We start from the raw sequence: 17,400 nt of genomic DNA, 5'->3' as shown, positions 1-17,400 counted from the left end.
TTATGTATTTAAAGAAAATTGAGATTCAAGGATTTAAATCCTTCGCAAATAAAATCAAACTGGACTTTCATGATGGAATCACCGGAATTGTCGGACCAAATGGTAGTGGAAAGAGTAATATCGGGGATGCTGTTAGATGGGTTTTAGGGGAACAAAGAGCAAAGCAACTTCGTGGTGCAAGTATGCAAGATGTTATTTTTGCAGGAACGGAGAATCGAAAGCCGCTAAGTTATGCATCAGTATCTATTACTTTGGATAATACAGATCATTCCTTGGCTATAGATTTTGAGGAAGTAACGGTAACAAGACGAGTTTATCGTTCCGGAGAAAGTGAATATCTAATTAACGGTATGCCATGCAGATTAAAGGATATTCATGAATTGTTTTATGATACGGGAATTGGTAAAGAAGGATATTCGATTATCGGGCAAGGACAGATTGACAGAATCTTAAGTGGTAAGCCCGAAGAAAGAAGAGAGCTTTTTGATGAAGCTGCCGGCATAGTAAAGTTTAAACGCCGAAAAGCTACGGCGCAAAAAAAACTGGAAAAAGAACATGAGAATCTTTTGCGTGTGGTTGATATCCTTACGGAGCAGGAAAGACAGATTGGACCACTGAAAAGACAGTCTGAGACGGCTCGCATTTATCTGACGAAGAAGGAACAGCTTAAAGAAATCGATGTTAACATGTTTTTGCTTGAACTTCAGGAAATCCAGCGTAATATGGAAAAGACCGAGACGTTGCTTACGAATTCCGGAAAAGAGTACGAACAGACGAAGGATTCTTACGAAAATACAAAACAAGAATATGAGAAGATGCAACTGGCCATAGAGCAGATGGATCAGGAGATTAACGAGACACGAGAATCCATTAATGAGATTGGTTTATCGAAAGGACGACAAGCTGGAAATATTAATGTCTTAAAAGAACAGATTCGTTCTCTTGAAGCGTCAAAAGAGCAATTTCAGACGCGGATTGAAAATGTACAGCGTCGTATTGACGATAAAGCAGAGGAAAAAAAGAAGTTTGATCAGGAAAAGGAACAGATTGTACAAGAACTAGAGCAGGCAAAAGGCAGCGTTGCGGCGGCAAACGATGAACTGCTTAAAGTGCAAAATGTGATAGAAGAACTCAGCGGACGCGTTGAAGAAAAGAAAAGTTTTATTATTCGTCTATTGAATCAAAAAGCATCCATTCAGGCGGATCAGCAGCGGCACGCAACGATGAAAGAACAGGTCAATATCCGCAAAGCACAGATGACAACCGGTCTTTTGACACACAAAGGAGAGGAACAAAGCTTAAGTGAATCTTGTGCGCAGGCAGAGAAAATCTATGATGAGATTACCGGGAAACTGACAAAACAAAAGAATGAGCTGCAAAAGACAGAAAAGATGCGTGAACAGCAAAAGAAGGATCTTGCTGCGGCTCATGGCGAAAGAGAGCAGTTAAATGGAGAAAAGCAAAAGATTACTTCGCGTCTGGAGGCTTTAAGAAATATTGCAGAGCGATATGAGGGATATGGCAACAGTATTAAGCGTGTTATGGAACAAAAGGATTCCAATAAAGGAATTCACGGAGTTGTAGCAGATCTTATATCCGTCGATAAAAAGTACGAAACTGCAATTGAGACGGCGCTTGGTGGTAATATTCAAAATATTGTAACCGAAGATGAAAAGACGGCAAAGCAGATGATTTCTTATTTAAAAGAGCATCGTTATGGTCGAGCAACATTTCTTCCGTTAACTAGTGTTGGAAAGGAAGCGGAAGATAGAAGTGATAAGCCTTATCTAAAAGAGGAAGGCGCAATAGGTCTTGCAAGCAGTCTTGTCAAGGCAAAGGATATCTATGATGGTGTTGTAAAACATTTGCTTGGACGAATTGTCATTGTTGATACAGTAGATCATGCACTTAGTCTGGCAAAGAAGTACTCTTATACGCTTCATATCGTGACACTCGAAGGGGAATATTTAAGACCGGGTGGTTCTATTTCAGGTGGTGCTTTTAAGAACAATTCCAATCTGCTTGGACGTAATCGAGAAATTGAGCTTCTTACGAAGAAGTTAGAAGAACTAGAAAAAAAATCCAAAGAAGTCAAGGAACGCCTTGATAATCTTGTGGTTGCCAGAGATTTGTTAAAAGAAGATCTGTCAGTTATGAATGAGGAAGTGCAAAAGCTTTCCATTGAACAGCATGAAGCTTTGCTTGATCGGGATAGCCTTCGCACGCAGATGACAGAAGCTAAGGAAGCTTATGAACAGCTGCAAAAGGAGCAAAAGGATATCGATGAGCAGCTGGCGCAAATCAAACGAGACAGTGAAGTTGCTGCTTTAAAGATGCAAGAAGTGATGGATAGCGAAGAAAAGACAAATGCTGAAATTGCTGAAGCAGAAAAGCAGATGGAAGAGCATAGTAAGATCTTAGAAGAAAAGCAACAGGTTGTATCTCAGCTCTCATTGGCAGAAGCGTCTGTCAAGCAAAGAGTTGAATTTGTAGATCAAAATATTGATCGAACAGTTCGTGAAGCAGCCAGCTTAAACGAAGATAAATATAAGATTGAAAAAGAAAACAAAGAATCTGACAGCCGTATGGAAGAAAAGCGTCTATTGATTGCTGAAAAAGAAAAGGAAATTGCGGGATCGGATGTAACGGCGCAGCAATTAAATGATAAGCTTGTTGATTCTATGAAGAAGAAAGACAAGATGATAGCGGACAATAAAGGATTCTTTGAAAAACGTGAGCAGCTTTCGGAACATATGAATGCGCTTGATAAGGAGCTATACCGTCTTAATTCGATGAAAGAGCGTTTAGAAGAGACGCAGGAAAAGAGAATTGCTTATATGTGGGCTGAATATGAACTGACCATGCATTCAGCAAAAGAACTTCGCAATGAAGAATTAAACGATCTTTCGAGCATGAAGTCACAGGCAGTGCAACTTAAAAGCGATATTCGAGCGCTTGGTAATGTTAATGTAAATGCGATAGAAGACTATAAAGAATTGTCAGAAAGATATGAATTCCTTCTTGGGCAAAAAAATGATTTGACGCAATCAGAAGAAAATCTGCAAAGAATCATTGAAGAACTAGATAGCGGAATGCGAAAGCAATTCTCGGAAAAGTTTGTTGAGATTCAAAGAGAATTCGATAAAGCATTTAAACTCCTCTTTGGTGGTGGTAAAGGAACCTTGGAATTACTAGAAGGAGAAGACCTTCTTGAAACTGGTATTTCCATTGTTGCACAGCCGCCGGGAAAAAAATTGCAGAATATGATGCAATTATCAGGTGGAGAAAAAGCACTCACGGCAATCGCATTGTTGTTTGCAATTCAGAATTTGAAACCGTCTCCGTTTTGTTTACTTGATGAGATAGAGGCGGCACTTGATGATTCCAATGTAGGACGATTTGCTGAGTATTTGCATAAGCTGACAAAAAATACGCAGTTTATTGTTATAACACACCGTCGTGGAACGATGGCGGCAGCTGACCGTTTGTATGGAATAACGATGCAGGAAAAAGGTGTTTCGACACTGGTATCGGTCAATCTTATTGAAAACGATTTGGATAATTAATGGAGGAAGTTATGAGCGAAGAAGTGGTGAATAACGAGTCGGAAGAAAAAAAGGGTTTTTTTGCAAGGCTTGTAAAAGGGCTTACAAAGACGCGCAATAATATTGTGAATGGATTTGAGTCTGTGTTTAGCGGATTTTCCAAGATTGATGAGGAATTTTATGAAGAACTTGAGGAAATTCTCATTATAGGAGATATTGGTGTAAGGGCGACGGAAGAAATCCTTGATTCATTACGGGAAAAAGTGAAAGAAAATCATATAAAAGAACCAATGGATTGCAAGCAGCTTTTAATGGACTCTATTAAGGAGCAAATGGATGTTGGAGAGGCCGCATATCGATTTGAAAATGAAACCTCTGTAATCCTTGTTGTCGGAGTGAATGGTGTTGGTAAGACAACATCGGTCGGAAAACTTGCAAAAAAACTAAAAGATCAAAATAAAAAAGTAGTGCTTGCAGCGGCAGATACTTTTCGTGCGGCGGCAAAGGAGCAGCTTGAAGAATGGTCGCATCGTGCCGGAGTAGAAATGATTTCCGGTCAAGAAGGTGCAGATCCGGCATCGGTTGTTTTTGATGCTACCCAGGCGGCAAAAGCCCGTCATGCAGATGTGCTTTTGTGTGACACAGCCGGACGTCTTCATAATAAAAAGAATCTTATGGAAGAATTAAAAAAAATCAATCGAATCTTAGAGCGAGAATTTCCGGATGCATATCGCGAGACGCTTGTGGTACTAGATAGTACAACCGGGCAAAATGCACTGGCTCAGGCAAGAGAATTTAAAGAAGCTGCAGATCTTAGTGGTATTATTTTGACGAAGATGGATGGAACAGCAAAAGGTGGAATTGCAGTGGCAATTCAGTCGGAGCTTGGAATACCGGTAAAGTATATAGGTGTCGGTGAGCAGGTAGAAGATTTGGAAAAATTTGATTCAGATGCATTTGTTGATGCGTTGTTTGATGTAAAGTAGGAGGCGACTGTCAGATGTTGACATTGCAAAGTTTTGAACAGGCAAGTGAAATAGTAAAGCAGGTAACGCTTGAAACAAAACTTATATACAGTGAATTTTTTAGTAAGCAGACCGGAAATAAAGTCTATTTCAAACCGGAGAATCTGCAATTTACCGGTGCATATAAGGTGCGCGGTGCATACTATAAGATTAGTACACTTACAGAAGAAGAAAGAAAGCTGGGGCTGATTACGGCTTCGGCAGGAAATCACGCACAAGGTGTTGCATATGCAGCACAGCGATTTGGGGTGAAGGCTACAATTGTAATGCCTACTTCGACACCGCTCATTAAGGTAAACCGAACTAAGAGTTATGGTGCTGAGGTAATCTTGAAAGGCGATGTTTATGATGAAGCATGTGCGTATGCATTAGAATTGGCAGATGAAAAAGGATACACTTTTATTCATCCGTTTGACGATCCGGTGGTGGCAACCGGGCAAGGAACTATAGCTATGGAAATCTTTAAGGAACTTCCATTGGTTGAATACATTCTGGTGCCGGTTGGCGGCGGTGGGCTGGCGACCGGTGTATCAACGCTTGCTAAGTTGTTAAATCCTAAGATTAAAGTGTTTGGTGTAGAACCGGTTGGAGCGGCATGCTTAAAGGAATCGCTAAAGAATAATCAGGTTACAACTTTGAATGGTGTAAATACGATTGCGGATGGTACAACTGTTCAGACACCCGGAACCAAGATTTTCCCTTATCTTCAAGAGAATTTGGATGATATCATTACCGTGGAAGATGATGAACTTGTTGTTGCTTTTTTGGACATGGTAGAAAATCACAAGATGATAGTGGAAAATTCAGGGCTGCTTACGGTGGCTGCTTTGAAGCATCTTGGTATTCAGGACAAAAAGGTAGTATCTATTCTTAGTGGTGGTAATATGGATGTTATTACGATGTCATCTGTTGTGCAGCAAGGTCTGATTTTCCGAGATCGTATCTTTACGGTATCGGTACTTCTTCCGGATAAGCCGGGGGAATTGTCGCGTGTATCTAAAGTAATTGCAGATGTGCAAGGAAATGTTATTAAGCTAGAACACAATCAGTTTATTACGACCAATCGTAATGCGGCAGTGGAACTTCGTATTACGATGGAGGCATTCGGTACGGAGCATAAGAAAAAAATCCTAAAGACGTTAGAGCAAAATGGATATAAACCTAGAGAAGTTCAGGCTTTGCTCTAAGAAAAATGTATAGTTGAAGAAGAACAGAAAAAAGTTTGGCGGTGTAAAGAAAAAATACTTGACACCGCCGATTGCTTTTAGTAATATAGCTTATGTATGAAATGAGGCCGGACGTAATGGATGAAAAGATAAGACAAGCATACCTGTATGATTTTTATGGAGAATTATTAAAGGAACGTCAGCGAATGATTTTTGAAGATTATGTGCTGAATGATTTATCTTTGGCAGAGATTGCGGCAGATGAAGGGATTACCAGACAAGGTGTGCATGATATGGTAAAACGGTGTACGCAGACACTTGAAGGGTATGAACAAAAGCTGCATTTATTGGAACGTTTCATGCAGATTCGTAAGCAAATTGGAGCGATTCAGGAACTTACACAACAAGATGACAAGCAGTCTCTTGAGAGAATCCGTAAGATTTCACAACTTATTTTGGAGGAATTATAGATGGCATTCGATAGCTTAACAGATAAACTTCAAAATGTATTTAAAAATCTTCGCAGTAAAGGAAAACTTACGGAAGATGATGTAAAGGCAGCACTTCGGGAAGTAAAGCTTGCTTTACTAGAAGCAGATGTTAATTTCCGTGTTGTAAAACAGTTTGTAAAGGATGTACAAGAACGAGCAATCGGACAGGATGTTATGAACGGACTGAATCCGGGGCAGATGGTCATCAAGATTGTAAATGAAGAGATGGTCAAGCTTATGGGCTCGGAAACAACCGAACTTGCTTATCGTCCGGGACAGCAGATTACAATCGTGATGATGTGTGGTCTTCAAGGTGCCGGTAAGACGACAACAACGGCCAAGCTTGCAGGCAAGATGAAATTAAAAGGTAAGAATCCGTTGCTTGTAGCTTGTGATGTATACCGACCGGCAGCTGTAGAACAGCTGAAGGTGAATGGAGAAAAACAAGGCGTGGAAGTCTTTTCTATGGGAACGGGCCATTCGCCGGTTGATATAGCTAAGGCTGCAGTCGAACATGCCAATAAAAATGGAAATCACGTAGTTATATTAGATACAGCCGGTCGTCTTCATGTCGATGAGACAATGATGGAAGAACTTAAGGCAATCAAAGAACAGGTGGATGTAGCACAGACATTGCTTGTTGTCGATGCCATGACAGGTCAGGATGCTGTGAATGTTGCATCTACATTTGAAGAAGAGATTGGCATTGATGGTGTTATGTTAACCAAGTTAGACGGTGATACTAGAGGCGGTGCTGCACTTTCAATTCGAGCAGTGACCGGTAAGCCGATACTGTTTGCGGGTATGGGTGAGAAATTATCTGACCTGGAGCAGTTTTATCCGGAGCGTATGGCTTCAAGAATTCTTGGTATGGGAGATGTGCTTACTTTGATTGAAAAAGCACAAGATTCCATTGACGAGGAAAAAGCTAGAGACATGGAAAAACGCTTTAAAAAAGCGGAATTTAGTTTTGATGACTATTTAGAATCCATGAATCAGATGAAGAAGCTCGGAGGATTGTCAAGTGTACTTTCGATGATGCCCGGTGTGAATGCTTCACAGCTTGGAGATATTGAAAGTGCAATGGATGACAAGAAGATGCGCCGGATTGAAGGAATTATTTATTCTATGACACCGCAAGAGCGCGCGAATCCGAATATATTAAATCCGAGCAGAAAGCAAAGGATTGCCAAAGGTGCCGGTGTAGATATTGCAGAGGTCAATCGTTTGGTAAAACAATTTGAACAAGCGCGTAAGATGATGAAGCAGATGCCAAATATGATGGGCAAGCGTGGAAGAGGTAGAAAAGGAATGTTTAAATTTCCTTTCTAAATAGATGTGACAATAGTACACACATATATAGATTATTTGAAAGGCAGGTGAATCAATACAATGGCAGTTAAAATCAGATTAAGAAGAATGGGACAGAAAAAAGCTCCTTTTTATAGAATCGTAGTTGCTGATTCTAGATCTCCTAGAGATGGTAAGTTCATCGAGGAAATTGGAACTTATGACCCAACACAGGAGCCTACAGCTATCAGCGTTAATGAAGAGTTAGCAAAGAAATGGTTAGGTAACGGTGCTCAGCCAACTCAGAGAGTAGAGGCTATTTTTAAGCAGGCCGGAATCGAAAAGTAGGATTGTGAGGTGTCCCTTATATGAAAGAATTAGTTGAAGTAATCGCAAAATCACTTGTAGATGAACCTGACGAAGTTGTTGTAACGGAGACTGTAAATGAAAAAGCAATTCTTTTAGAGCTCCATGTTGCACAAAAAGATATGGGCAAGGTGATTGGCAAACAGGGACGCATTGCCAAGGCAATCCGCTCTGTAGTTAAGGCAGCAGCCTCAAAAGACGATAAGAAAGTTATTGTCGAAATTGTACAGTAATCATAAATCCCTTTCCAATCGGAAGGGGATTTTATGCTTTTAGGAGAAACTATATGGATGATATGTTAAAAGTAGGAGTTATTGCGAATACGCATGGGATTCGCGGTGAAGTCAAAGTATTTCCGACTACAGATGATATAAAGAGATTTGGAAAATTAAAAGAAGTATATCTTGATACCGGCAAGGAAAAGCTTCTTATGAAGATAAAAGCAGTTCGTTACCAGAAGAATATGGTGATTGTGAAGTTTGATGGGATTGATAATATCAATGATATTGAAAAGTATAAAAGCTGTGGTCTTTGGGTAACGCGTGATCATGCAGTAAAATTAAAAAAAGATGAGTATTTTATCGCGGATATGATTGGAATAAAGGTTACATCTGACGAGGGCGAAGAACTTGGAGAATTGATTGATGTCATTCAGACCGGTGCTAATGATGTGTATGTGGTAAAAGGAAATGATGAGAAAGAACTTTTGATTCCGGCAATCAAACAATGTATTTTGCAGGTGGATATAGAGTCGATGACCATGCAGGTTCATCTGCTGGATGGACTTCGTGATTAAGGAGAGGCTATGAAATATTATGTTTTAACAATATTTCCGGAAATGATTGAACAAGTGCTTTCTACGAGTATTCTCGGGAAAGCAGCGGACAAGGGAATCATCTCATTTGAGGCAGTGAATATTCGGGATTATACCTTGGATAAACATAAGAAGACGGATGATTATCCGTATGGAGGCGGTGCAGGCATGGTGATGAGTGCACAGCCGATTTATGATGCTCATAAAGCAATTATAGAAAGGGCAGGGCATCCGATTCGTACAATTTATTTAACGCCGCAGGGCAGTGTCTTTAAGCAGCCAATGGCAAAGGAGTTTGCCAAGGAAGAAGATCTTATCTTTTTGTGTGGACATTATGAAGGGATTGACGAACGTGTTCTAGAAGAAATTGTTACCGATTATGTGTCCATCGGAGACTTTGTATTAACAGGCGGAGAATTGCCGGCGGTAGTTATGATTGATGCGATTTCGCGCATGGTTCCCGGAGTGCTGACCAATGAAGAATCTGGTATTAATGAATCTTTAGAGGGAAATCTTTTAGAGCATCCGCAATATACCAGACCGGCTGAATGGAATGGAAAGAAAGTTCCGGACATCTTACTGTCGGGCGATCATGCGAAAGTCGATCAGTGGAGACATGAACAGTCACTGATTCGGACGGCAAAGGCGAGACCGGAACTTTTAAATAAGGCAGAATTGAGCGATAAAGATGTTGTATTCTTGAAACAAAACCAGTTATATCCCGAAAAATAATAAATAGGTACTATAAAAAAATAGTAAGATAGTTTTGTCTTTAAAAATAAAAGAAAAATAAAGATAATTAAAATTGCATTAAATATAAAAGTATATTATGATGAAGGAGAATAAAGAGGGAAAGGAGAGTTAACAATGGTTGCATTTTCTATTATAGGTACTATTGTTTGGATTATTTGTCTTATTGCGAATATTAAACTTGCTATTAAGAAGAATCGTAGTGTAGCTGCGTGGGTTGTATTAAGTATTTTCTTCTCATGGATTGCACTTATTATTTTAGCAATTTTAAAACCACTTCCAAGTAAGGAAGAAGTTGATCAGCTTAAAAGAGAAGTGGATCAACTTAAAGCAAATCAGAATCAATAGTTTTTGATTGGAGATATCCTGAGGGGGATATCTCCTTAATAAGTTTTTTGTGAGAGATGTAGATTTGGAAAGGAAATTTGATTAATGAAATATTGTAAGAATTGTGGTAAGGATTTATTAGATACAGCAGATTTTTGTCCTGCATGTGGAACCAAAAGCGGAATGGGTGAGCATTATTGCTTCGCTTGTGGTGCACAGACCAACCCGGGACAGATGATTTGTACTAACTGTGGAACGGCAACGAATAAAACTGCAGTTGGAACAGGTGGTAAATCAAAACTTGCTGCCGGATTATTGGGAATCTTTTTGGGACAGCTTGGAATTCATAATTTTTACCTGGGATATACGAAAAGAGGCGTTATACAGCTTGTTTTAACACTTGTATTATCTTGGACGATTGCAGTACCTATTGCAATGTGGATTTGGGGACTTGTTGAGGGAATTCAGTGTCTTACAGGTAAGATGGTGGATGCTGATGGCAACGAATTGTCCGATTAATCAGATATCTTTTAGAAGAAAAGTGGAGATCGTTTGTATCTTCACTTTTTTTTGTTATGAAAAGTCCTATAAACATTGAAAAAACCTTGATTTTATGCGGTATAATAGATAAAATATATATGTATATATGTGTGTTGCATTATATTTCGGGGATGTGATGATATGACGATTGGTTCTGTTGGGGCAGCTTATTCGCCTTATCAACTTCATACAGAACAGCAGGCTAAGAGTGCCGGTCTTTCCGATGGAGAGATTAAGAATCTTAAGCGAGTTGGGAATATTGAGTGTGCAACGTGTGCGAGTCGTAAATATCAGGATGGTTCTGATGAGATGGTTTCCTTTAAGGCGGCAGCACATATTGATCCATCTGCGGCAGCTGCAACTGTTTCGGCTCATGAGCAGGAACATGTTTCGAATGCATATAAAGATGCAGCACAGAATAACGGCAAGGTGATTAATGCGTCTGTTCAGTTACACACATCTATTTGTCCGGAATGTGGCAGGTCTTACGTGTCCGGAGGTACAACAACAACACAGATTATGTATAAAGATGATGAGTATTCGCAAAATGCTAAGAGCCGGGATGCGGCAAGCCTTATTGGTGGAAATATAGATTATGCTTGCTAAGGATAGAGGAGGATATGTATAATGAAGTGCCCTTTTTGCAGTAGTGATAATACTAGAGTAATCGATTCAAGACCGGCAGATGATAATACTTCCATTCGACGCAGACGTGAGTGTGATGATTGTCAGAAGCGTTTTACGACTTATGAAAAAGTAGAGACCATTCCGCTTATTGTAATTAAGAAGGATGAAACTCGTGAACAATACGATAGAACGAAGATAGAAGCTGGTGTGCTAAGAGCTTGTTATAAGAGACCGATTTCGATAAATCAAATCAATCAATTAATTGACGAGGTAGAGACGGAGATCTTTAATTTGGAAATGAAAGAAATTCCAAGTACAAGAATCGGAGAAATCGTAATGAGAAAGCTTAAAGAGCTAGAACCGGTTGCCTATGTAAGATTTGCATCTGTTTATCGAGAATTTAAAGATGTGAATACATTTATGGATGAACTCAAAAATATTTTGGATAAATAAAAAATATTTTTATTTGGGGTTAAGTAATTAAAATTATCGCCGATATAATAAGTGATAATAAAGGGATAAATTTACCAGGGAAGGTGGTGTTAAGATGAATATTTCCGGAATTCGTGGATATGCAGGTTATTATAATAACGTAAGTTCTGTATATAATAAACCGGAGTCTAATCAGGTTGCATCTGAAAATTTGTCACTTGATTCACAGACAAATTCATCTGGTCGCCCATTAGAGGATTTTTCAACTTCCCTTTCTACTGAAGACTCTATTAAAGGTGCAGAAAGCTTTGCTAATCAGTTTGAACCAAATGCAGAGCATTCTTTAAAGGGCACAGATAGTGATCTTTCTTCACTAGATGAGACAAAGAGTGTTGCCAATTCTCAAAAACAGCAGATTATGGCACAGTATAGAATGTTTGTAGGTTCTGCACAAGCTGTTTCAAACGTTGCAGTTGCATCTAGACCAATGGAGGATTTTTCGTTATAATATAGTAATTGTAAAAGCTGTCGCTTTTGCGGCAGTTTTTTTGTGCGACAGATTCGTTATATAGAGTTAGCTGTCATATAATGGACTGCTGAGAATTCGCCATCGTGTGAAAGTATTAGAAGAGGAGATTCAAGATGAAGATTGCAATTGGAAATGATCATGCAGCTGTAGAGATGAAAAATGAAATCAAAGCATATCTAGAAGAGCTAGGACATGAAGTGATTAATTATGGAACTGATACAAATGAAAGCTGTCATTATCCGATATATGGAGAAAAAGTTGCAAATGTTGTTGCAGCAGGAGAGGTAGATTGCGGCGTATTAATTTGTGGTACCGGAGTTGGAATCTCGGTTGCTGCGAATAAAGTAAATGGAGTTCGTGCAGCTGTTTGCTCAGAGCCAACAACCGCAAGACTTGTTAAAGAACATAATAATGCCAATATCATTGCGTTTGGAGCACGTATTGTAGGAATGGAAACAGCAAAAGCGATTGTGGATGCATATTTGAATGCGACATTTCTTGGCGGAAGACATCAAAACAGAATTGATATGATTCATGAAATCGAGAAAAGACAGTAAGATGTTTGTTTGGACGGAAGATAAGAAGCGCTGGTATAAGGACGCGCTTGCGTATACGGGATTTGCGAACAAAGTTGCGGCACATTTAAAAGAATATATTGGTAGTACGGATTCCGTAGTGGATTTGGGCTGCGGTCTTGGAACAATCGACTTGTTACTTGCACCTTATGTAAAAAGTATTGTGGCTAATGATATTAGTAAGATTGCTTTAAATGATTTACATCAGGAAATAAAGAAAAAGAAGGTTTCTAATATTACCATACATCATGGGGATTGGGAATCTTTGGAAGATGAAATGGCAGATGTTGCGATTACTACATTTTTTGGATCACTGGAAAAAGATGGTGAAAAACTGTTTTCGAAATGCCGTGATCGTTTGCTGCTTGTAAAACGTAATTCGCTTGTGGATTATGCATCGCTACCGAAGGGAATTGGTCATTTGGCGCTTGCGATGGATGAGGAAAAGTGGTTGAAGGATCGAAAGATTCCTTATGAGTGCAGCATTTTTGAAGCGGAGTTTGGACAGCCACTTATAGATAAAGAAGATTGTCTGAATTATCTAGAAAGCTATAAGATGGATATAAAAGATGAAGCGATTTGTGATTTCGTAGAACGGGCAAAGCTAAAAACGCAAGATCAAGGATATCAATATTATCTTCCAAATCGGAAGGAAATCCGGGTATTGTGTATTTGTAAAAAAGATATAAAATAAAAGAAAAATAATATATTTTAGAGCTGATTTTTTGACATTATGTTAAAAAATCGGCTCTTTTTAATGTCTAGCTACTATACATGACTATAGTTCTGTTTTGTGTTGTTTTTCAATAAAAATAGGCAAAACCATTGAAAACATTATAAAAATAATATAAACTAAACTGCGAGAATTGGATTGGGTAAAAGGAGGAGAAAGCAAAATGATGAGAAGAAAAAGTTTATCCATTACTTTAGCTTGTGCAATGATTTTGGGAACGCTTACACCAATTAGCGTAGTTGCACAGGAAGATTCATCTCGGGATACATCCTGGTACAATGAGAATGAATCAGCATTTGAAATTGATTCAGCTGCAGAGCTGGCGGGATTGGATTATCTGGTTGATCGCGGCACATCTTTTAAGAATTGTACGATTGCATTGACGGATAATATTGATTTAAGTTCTGTGGAATTTGAAGCAATTGGAACGGAGAGCAATACGTTTAAGGGAACCTTTGATGGTAATGGTAATACTATTTATGGATTGCAGATTGTGGCAACAGATGGATATGAGGCATTATTCGCCAATAATGCAGGAACGATTAAGAATCTTACGGTATCCGGAACTGTCACATCAACCGGAACCGATTCATATGTAGCCGGTATTGCGGCATATAATAGTGGAACAATTTCCAATGTTACGTCTCAGGTGACCGTTACGGCTAATACCACTTCTTTTGTTGGGGGAATTACCGGAATTAATACAGGAACAATAACGGACACCAAAAATGTTGGAGATGTTAGCGGAACTAAGCCGGTAGGAGGAATTGCCGGTGAGAATGCTGCTACAATTATAAAGTCTTCGAATATCGGAAATATTACGGAAGCCAGTGGCGTAAGCTCCAAAGCTGGAGTAGGAGGAATTGCCGGATGGAATGGAGATAAAGAAGCGAACGCAACAGCTGAAATTTCAGATTGCTATAGTTTGGGAACGATTAATGGAGGCTCATCTAGCTGGGTAGGAGGAATTGCCGGATTTAATAATAGTAAATCAACCATTAATAAGGTATATTTTGCCGGTGCTTTAAGTTATGGTAGCACAAAGTGGTGTGCGGCAATTGTTGGACAAAATGAGAATCTTACGATGAATGGGGAGAGCTTATTTAGTCTTGATAGCATTGCCTCTACGTCAACTGCTTCGGATACTGCACAAGAAATTGCAGGCACGGCTAAGACAAGTGATGAGCTTAAAGAATCAGCTGCAACGCTTGGTGAGAATTGGGAGACAGATACTTTGGCAGTAAATGATGGCTATCCGGTGATGAAAGGAACGATTGATACATCCTGGTATACCGAGAATGCAACAAGCGGTTTGATTGACAGTGCTCAGGATTTGCTTGGTTTAGCATATCTTGTAGATAATGGAAATGATTTGAGCGGAGTAACGGTTACGCTTTCAAATAATCTTAATCTTGCCGGATATAATTTTAATCCAATCGGCGGAGAAGTTTCGGTTAATGAGATAACTTCTGTATATGGATTTGCCGGAACGTTTGATGGAAATGGTAAGACGATTAAAGGACTTAGTATTGCAAGTGAAGATGGATATGCAGCTTTGTTTGCAAAACTATCTTATACGGGAAGCATTGCGGATATGACCGTATCCGGAGCTGTTGCTTCGACTACAGCAGAAAATTATGTTGCAGGTATTGTTGCATATAATGAGGGTGCAATCAATTCGGTTTATAACAAAGTTTCGGTTACGGCAGAAAGTGCATTTAACGTCGGTGGAATCGCAGGATATAATGCGGATCCTACACTTGAAGGTGATGCAACCGAAACGGCAACAAATAAAGCATCTATCACTAATTGCTGTAGCGTTGCGGATATTACAGGAAATAAAGTGGTAGGAGGAATTGCCGGAGAAAATCATGGTGTTATTAATAGGTGCTATACCACAGGTGTGATTGATGGAACTAATAGCTCGAGTAAGAATGGTGTTGGAGGCATTGCAGGACGAAACGGTAATAATAATACGGCGACCTATGCAGCGTTGATTAATAATTGCTATTCTGTTGCGAGCGTTGGTAGAAGCGGACAAAGATGGGTTGGCGGAATTACAGGATTTAATAATAATTTATCTTCTATTACGAATTCTTATTTTGCAGGAACTTTAACAGGTGGAAGTTCATATGCAGCGATTGCATATAATGATTCTGATACAGCCAGAGCAAACTGCTCAAATAATTATGCTTTGAGCACGATAGAAAGTGGATCAGCTGAAGAGGCTGATACGGGTATTGGAAAGACGAGTGATGAACTGAAAGCACTTGCTTCCACATTAGGTGAAGATTGGACTGGTGATTCGAATGCAATTAATGCTGGATATCCGGTACTTACATGGCAGACTGTTGTAATTGCGGCGGATGCAGATGATACGGTTGCACCGACTGTGACAGAGACAGAATATACTCCAACTTACACGAAGACATTTACAGAAGGTGGCACATATTCTATCGAAGGAAGTAAAACACTGATTACCATCAGTACAACAGAAGCTGTTACGATCGAAGGTGATGCAGATACAACTTATAAGGATATTAATATTGTAAGTACGATAGCCGGTGCGGATATTACAATTAAAAATCTGAAGACAGAAATCAGCAAATCAGGAACCTATATCATGGAATTTACAGGTTCTGATAATACACTTACCGTACAAGGAACCAACGTACTCGATAATGACCAGGGTTCCTCATATGCAGGTATTCATGTGGCGAAGGATGCAGGGCTCACTTTGATGGGCGATGGTTGTCTTTATATGTATAAAAATAATGGCGGAGCAGCTATTGGCGGCAATGGAGAATTGACGTTGGAGAGTGAAACGATTGCAGCAGAAGGTAACGGAGCGATTACATTTGAAGGCGGTAATTATTTCTTATATGGAACAAGAGCATGCAACCTTGTTGGGGTTGGCTCTGGAAGTACTGCGCAGTCGGATGTGATTACGATTGATGGTGCTAATATCTATTGCATTAATGCAGCTATGGGCGTAGCGTTTGGTGGAAATGAGAATAGTGCGGTAGAAATGAAGAGCGGTTTGGTTAATGTCAATGTTGATTGGGGTGGCCTTGCTGTTGATGGAACAATGACCTATGCAGGTGGTTCTGTTAGAACCTATCTGGATAAGAACACGGTTACTTCTTATCAAGGATGGAACGGCGCTTATTCAGCTCCTGGTGTGTATGGTAATGTCGGTCTTGGCACTACACCGGTTAATGCAACAGGGGATGAACTTGCTTTGTATGTATTAGATACTTCGCAGATTTCTTCTTCTTTGGAAGACATTTGTGTAAAAGAAGGAACCGAAACCCTTTACGATGGAGGTCTTTATGCTTATACCTATTACAATGCAGATGGTACAGCAACTTCAACTGCATCGAGTACGATGGAGCAGTGGGGTGAATTAAATGACACGAATTTGTATCTGTATTTGACGAAAGAAGCACATACTTTGACCGTTGACGGCACAAAGATTTCTATAATATATGATGATACGAATGGTTTTACGAGGGTCAGTGATGAAGAAACGGACGCTTCGGTTACCACTATTTCAATGAATCAGTGTAAAGTATCATCCATTTCGAACAAGGTTTATACAGGTAAGGCAATTACACCGAATGTAAAAGTAACTTATGGAACTAAAACCTTAACAAAGGGAACAGACTATACGGTTTCTTATGCTTCTAATAAGAAGATTGGAACTGCAACTGTAACAATTACAGGTATTCATAACTATAAAGGAACCATTACAAAGAAGTTCAAGATTGTTCCGGGAAAAGCTGTAATTAAAAGTGCGAAGGTCAGCAAGAAAAAAGTAACACTTAAATTTGCAGCGTTAGGCAATGATGTTTCTTATCAGATTAAATATAAGAAAAAGGGTTCTTCATCATGGAAAACGGTTACCGTAAGTAAGAAATCAAAGAAGATTACGAAGTTAACATCAGGAAAAAAATATGTATTTAAGGTGCGTGCTTATAAGAAAATAGGCAAAACGACGTATTACGGTGCGTGGTCAAAGAACGTTACGAAAAAGGTAAAATAAATTATTTTAGTTGGTGACAATCCCATCTTCGAAACGAAGTACTGGGAGGAAACCTTGAATAGACATGGAGGAAATGTCTTGATGAGCTTTAGTTGCACAGGGGAGAAATGCTCCTGTGCATCTTTTGCTGTTTGATAGACAAATT

At 39.4% G+C, this 17,400-nt stretch carries 17 protein-coding genes; all 17 read left to right on the top strand.

Translation table 11 applies throughout. The features are described from left to right. Window positions 1-2: 2 nt before the first annotated feature. Window positions 3-3,566 (top strand): chromosome segregation protein SMC, encoded by a 3,564-nt coding sequence (gene smc, locus BLS20_RS07465; RefSeq protein WP_090173753.1) that lies wholly within the window; start codon window positions 3-5, stop codon window positions 3,564-3,566. An 11-nt stretch (window positions 3,567-3,577) separates the two neighbouring features. Beyond that, window positions 3,578-4,531: a signal recognition particle-docking protein FtsY gene (ftsY, locus tag BLS20_RS07460; RefSeq protein ID WP_090173752.1), complete on the top strand. Its 954-nt coding sequence runs from the start codon at window positions 3,578-3,580 to the stop codon at window positions 4,529-4,531. 14 nt (window positions 4,532-4,545) lie between these two features. Continuing rightward, window positions 4,546-5,757, top strand: a complete 1,212-nt coding sequence (gene ilvA, locus BLS20_RS07455; protein WP_090173751.1) for a threonine ammonia-lyase — start codon at window positions 4,546-4,548, stop codon at window positions 5,755-5,757. Between the two features lie 116 nt (window positions 5,758-5,873). After that, complete coding sequence (gene ylxM / locus BLS20_RS07450) at window positions 5,874-6,206, top strand: YlxM family DNA-binding protein (protein ID WP_090173750.1); 333 nt, start codon at window positions 5,874-5,876, stop codon at window positions 6,204-6,206. Then, window positions 6,207-7,559: a signal recognition particle protein gene (gene ffh / locus BLS20_RS07445; RefSeq protein WP_090173749.1), complete on the top strand. Its 1,353-nt coding sequence runs from the start codon at window positions 6,207-6,209 to the stop codon at window positions 7,557-7,559. 60 nt (window positions 7,560-7,619) lie between these two features. Next, on the top strand, window positions 7,620-7,865 hold the full coding sequence (rpsP, locus tag BLS20_RS07440; RefSeq protein WP_090173748.1) for a 30S ribosomal protein S16: 246 nt from the start codon (window positions 7,620-7,622) through the stop codon (window positions 7,863-7,865). 20 nt (window positions 7,866-7,885) lie between these two features. Then, window positions 7,886-8,116 carry a KH domain-containing protein gene (locus tag BLS20_RS07435; protein ID WP_090173747.1) on the top strand — a complete coding sequence of 77 codons (231 nt, stop codon included), beginning with the start codon at window positions 7,886-7,888 and terminating at the stop codon, window positions 8,114-8,116. Between the two features lie 53 nt (window positions 8,117-8,169). Further along, window positions 8,170-8,679 (top strand): ribosome maturation factor RimM, encoded by a 510-nt coding sequence (gene rimM / locus BLS20_RS07430; RefSeq protein WP_090173746.1) that lies wholly within the window; start codon window positions 8,170-8,172, stop codon window positions 8,677-8,679. A gap of 9 nt (window positions 8,680-8,688) precedes the next feature. Further along, on the top strand, window positions 8,689-9,429 hold the full coding sequence (trmD, locus tag BLS20_RS07425; RefSeq protein ID WP_090173745.1) for a tRNA (guanosine(37)-N1)-methyltransferase TrmD: 741 nt from the start codon (window positions 8,689-8,691) through the stop codon (window positions 9,427-9,429). Window positions 9,430-9,564: 135 nt separating this feature from the next. After that, entirely contained in the window at window positions 9,565-9,795 is a 231-nt protein-coding gene (locus tag BLS20_RS07420) for a hypothetical protein (RefSeq protein WP_090173744.1), read from the top strand. An 84-nt stretch (window positions 9,796-9,879) separates the two neighbouring features. Beyond that, the gene (locus BLS20_RS07415) at window positions 9,880-10,293 is read left to right on the top strand and encodes a TM2 domain-containing protein (protein WP_090173743.1); all 414 of its coding nucleotides are present in this window, start codon (window positions 9,880-9,882) and stop codon (window positions 10,291-10,293) included. Between the two features lie 162 nt (window positions 10,294-10,455). Next, window positions 10,456-10,920 (top strand): hypothetical protein, encoded by a 465-nt coding sequence (locus BLS20_RS07410; RefSeq protein ID WP_090173742.1) that lies wholly within the window; start codon window positions 10,456-10,458, stop codon window positions 10,918-10,920. 21 nt (window positions 10,921-10,941) lie between these two features. After that, a complete protein-coding gene (gene nrdR, locus BLS20_RS07405; RefSeq protein ID WP_090173741.1) occupies window positions 10,942-11,394 on the top strand; it encodes a transcriptional regulator NrdR in 453 nt (150 codons plus the stop codon). Window positions 11,395-11,488: 94 nt separating this feature from the next. Further along, window positions 11,489-11,881, top strand: coding sequence for a hypothetical protein (locus tag BLS20_RS07400; protein WP_090173740.1), 393 nt, complete (start codon window positions 11,489-11,491; stop codon window positions 11,879-11,881). Window positions 11,882-12,015: 134 nt separating this feature from the next. Next, complete coding sequence (gene rpiB, locus BLS20_RS07395) at window positions 12,016-12,459, top strand: ribose 5-phosphate isomerase B (RefSeq protein ID WP_090173739.1); 444 nt, start codon at window positions 12,016-12,018, stop codon at window positions 12,457-12,459. Beyond that, on the top strand, window positions 12,437-13,171 hold the full coding sequence (locus BLS20_RS07390; RefSeq protein ID WP_090173738.1) for a class I SAM-dependent methyltransferase: 735 nt from the start codon (window positions 12,437-12,439) through the stop codon (window positions 13,169-13,171). The genes rpiB and BLS20_RS07390 overlap by 23 nt, the downstream gene beginning before the upstream one ends. A 202-nt stretch (window positions 13,172-13,373) precedes the next feature. Then, on the top strand, window positions 13,374-17,255 hold the full coding sequence (locus tag BLS20_RS07385) for a fibronectin type III domain-containing protein (protein WP_090173737.1): 3,882 nt from the start codon (window positions 13,374-13,376) through the stop codon (window positions 17,253-17,255). Window positions 17,256-17,400: the final 145 nt, after the last annotated feature.

The sequence above is a fragment of the Eubacterium oxidoreducens genome, assembly GCF_900104415.1.
Taxonomy (GTDB): domain Bacteria; phylum Bacillota; class Clostridia; order Lachnospirales; family Lachnospiraceae; genus Eubacterium_C; species Eubacterium_C oxidoreducens.
This window is presented reverse-complemented; position numbering and strand designations above follow the sequence as displayed.

Coding starts and splice junctions, on each gene's coding strand:
- smc (WP_090173753.1), top strand. CDS start 3: ATGTATTTAAAGAAAATTGAGATTCAAGGATTTAAATCCTTCGCAAAT.
- ftsY (WP_090173752.1), top strand. CDS start 3,578: ATGAGCGAAGAAGTGGTGAATAACGAGTCGGAAGAAAAAAAGGGTTTT.
- ilvA (WP_090173751.1), top strand. CDS start 4,546: ATGTTGACATTGCAAAGTTTTGAACAGGCAAGTGAAATAGTAAAGCAG.
- ylxM (WP_090173750.1), top strand. CDS start 5,874: ATGGATGAAAAGATAAGACAAGCATACCTGTATGATTTTTATGGAGAA.
- ffh (WP_090173749.1), top strand. CDS start 6,207: ATGGCATTCGATAGCTTAACAGATAAACTTCAAAATGTATTTAAAAAT.
- rpsP (WP_090173748.1), top strand. CDS start 7,620: ATGGCAGTTAAAATCAGATTAAGAAGAATGGGACAGAAAAAAGCTCCT.
- BLS20_RS07435 (WP_090173747.1), top strand. CDS start 7,886: ATGAAAGAATTAGTTGAAGTAATCGCAAAATCACTTGTAGATGAACCT.
- rimM (WP_090173746.1), top strand. CDS start 8,170: ATGGATGATATGTTAAAAGTAGGAGTTATTGCGAATACGCATGGGATT.
- trmD (WP_090173745.1), top strand. CDS start 8,689: ATGAAATATTATGTTTTAACAATATTTCCGGAAATGATTGAACAAGTG.
- BLS20_RS07420 (WP_090173744.1), top strand. CDS start 9,565: ATGGTTGCATTTTCTATTATAGGTACTATTGTTTGGATTATTTGTCTT.
- BLS20_RS07415 (WP_090173743.1), top strand. CDS start 9,880: ATGAAATATTGTAAGAATTGTGGTAAGGATTTATTAGATACAGCAGAT.
- BLS20_RS07410 (WP_090173742.1), top strand. CDS start 10,456: ATGACGATTGGTTCTGTTGGGGCAGCTTATTCGCCTTATCAACTTCAT.
- nrdR (WP_090173741.1), top strand. CDS start 10,942: ATGAAGTGCCCTTTTTGCAGTAGTGATAATACTAGAGTAATCGATTCA.
- BLS20_RS07400 (WP_090173740.1), top strand. CDS start 11,489: ATGAATATTTCCGGAATTCGTGGATATGCAGGTTATTATAATAACGTA.
- rpiB (WP_090173739.1), top strand. CDS start 12,016: ATGAAGATTGCAATTGGAAATGATCATGCAGCTGTAGAGATGAAAAAT.
- BLS20_RS07390 (WP_090173738.1), top strand. CDS start 12,437: ATGAAATCGAGAAAAGACAGTAAGATGTTTGTTTGGACGGAAGATAAG.
- BLS20_RS07385 (WP_090173737.1), top strand. CDS start 13,374: ATGATGAGAAGAAAAAGTTTATCCATTACTTTAGCTTGTGCAATGATT.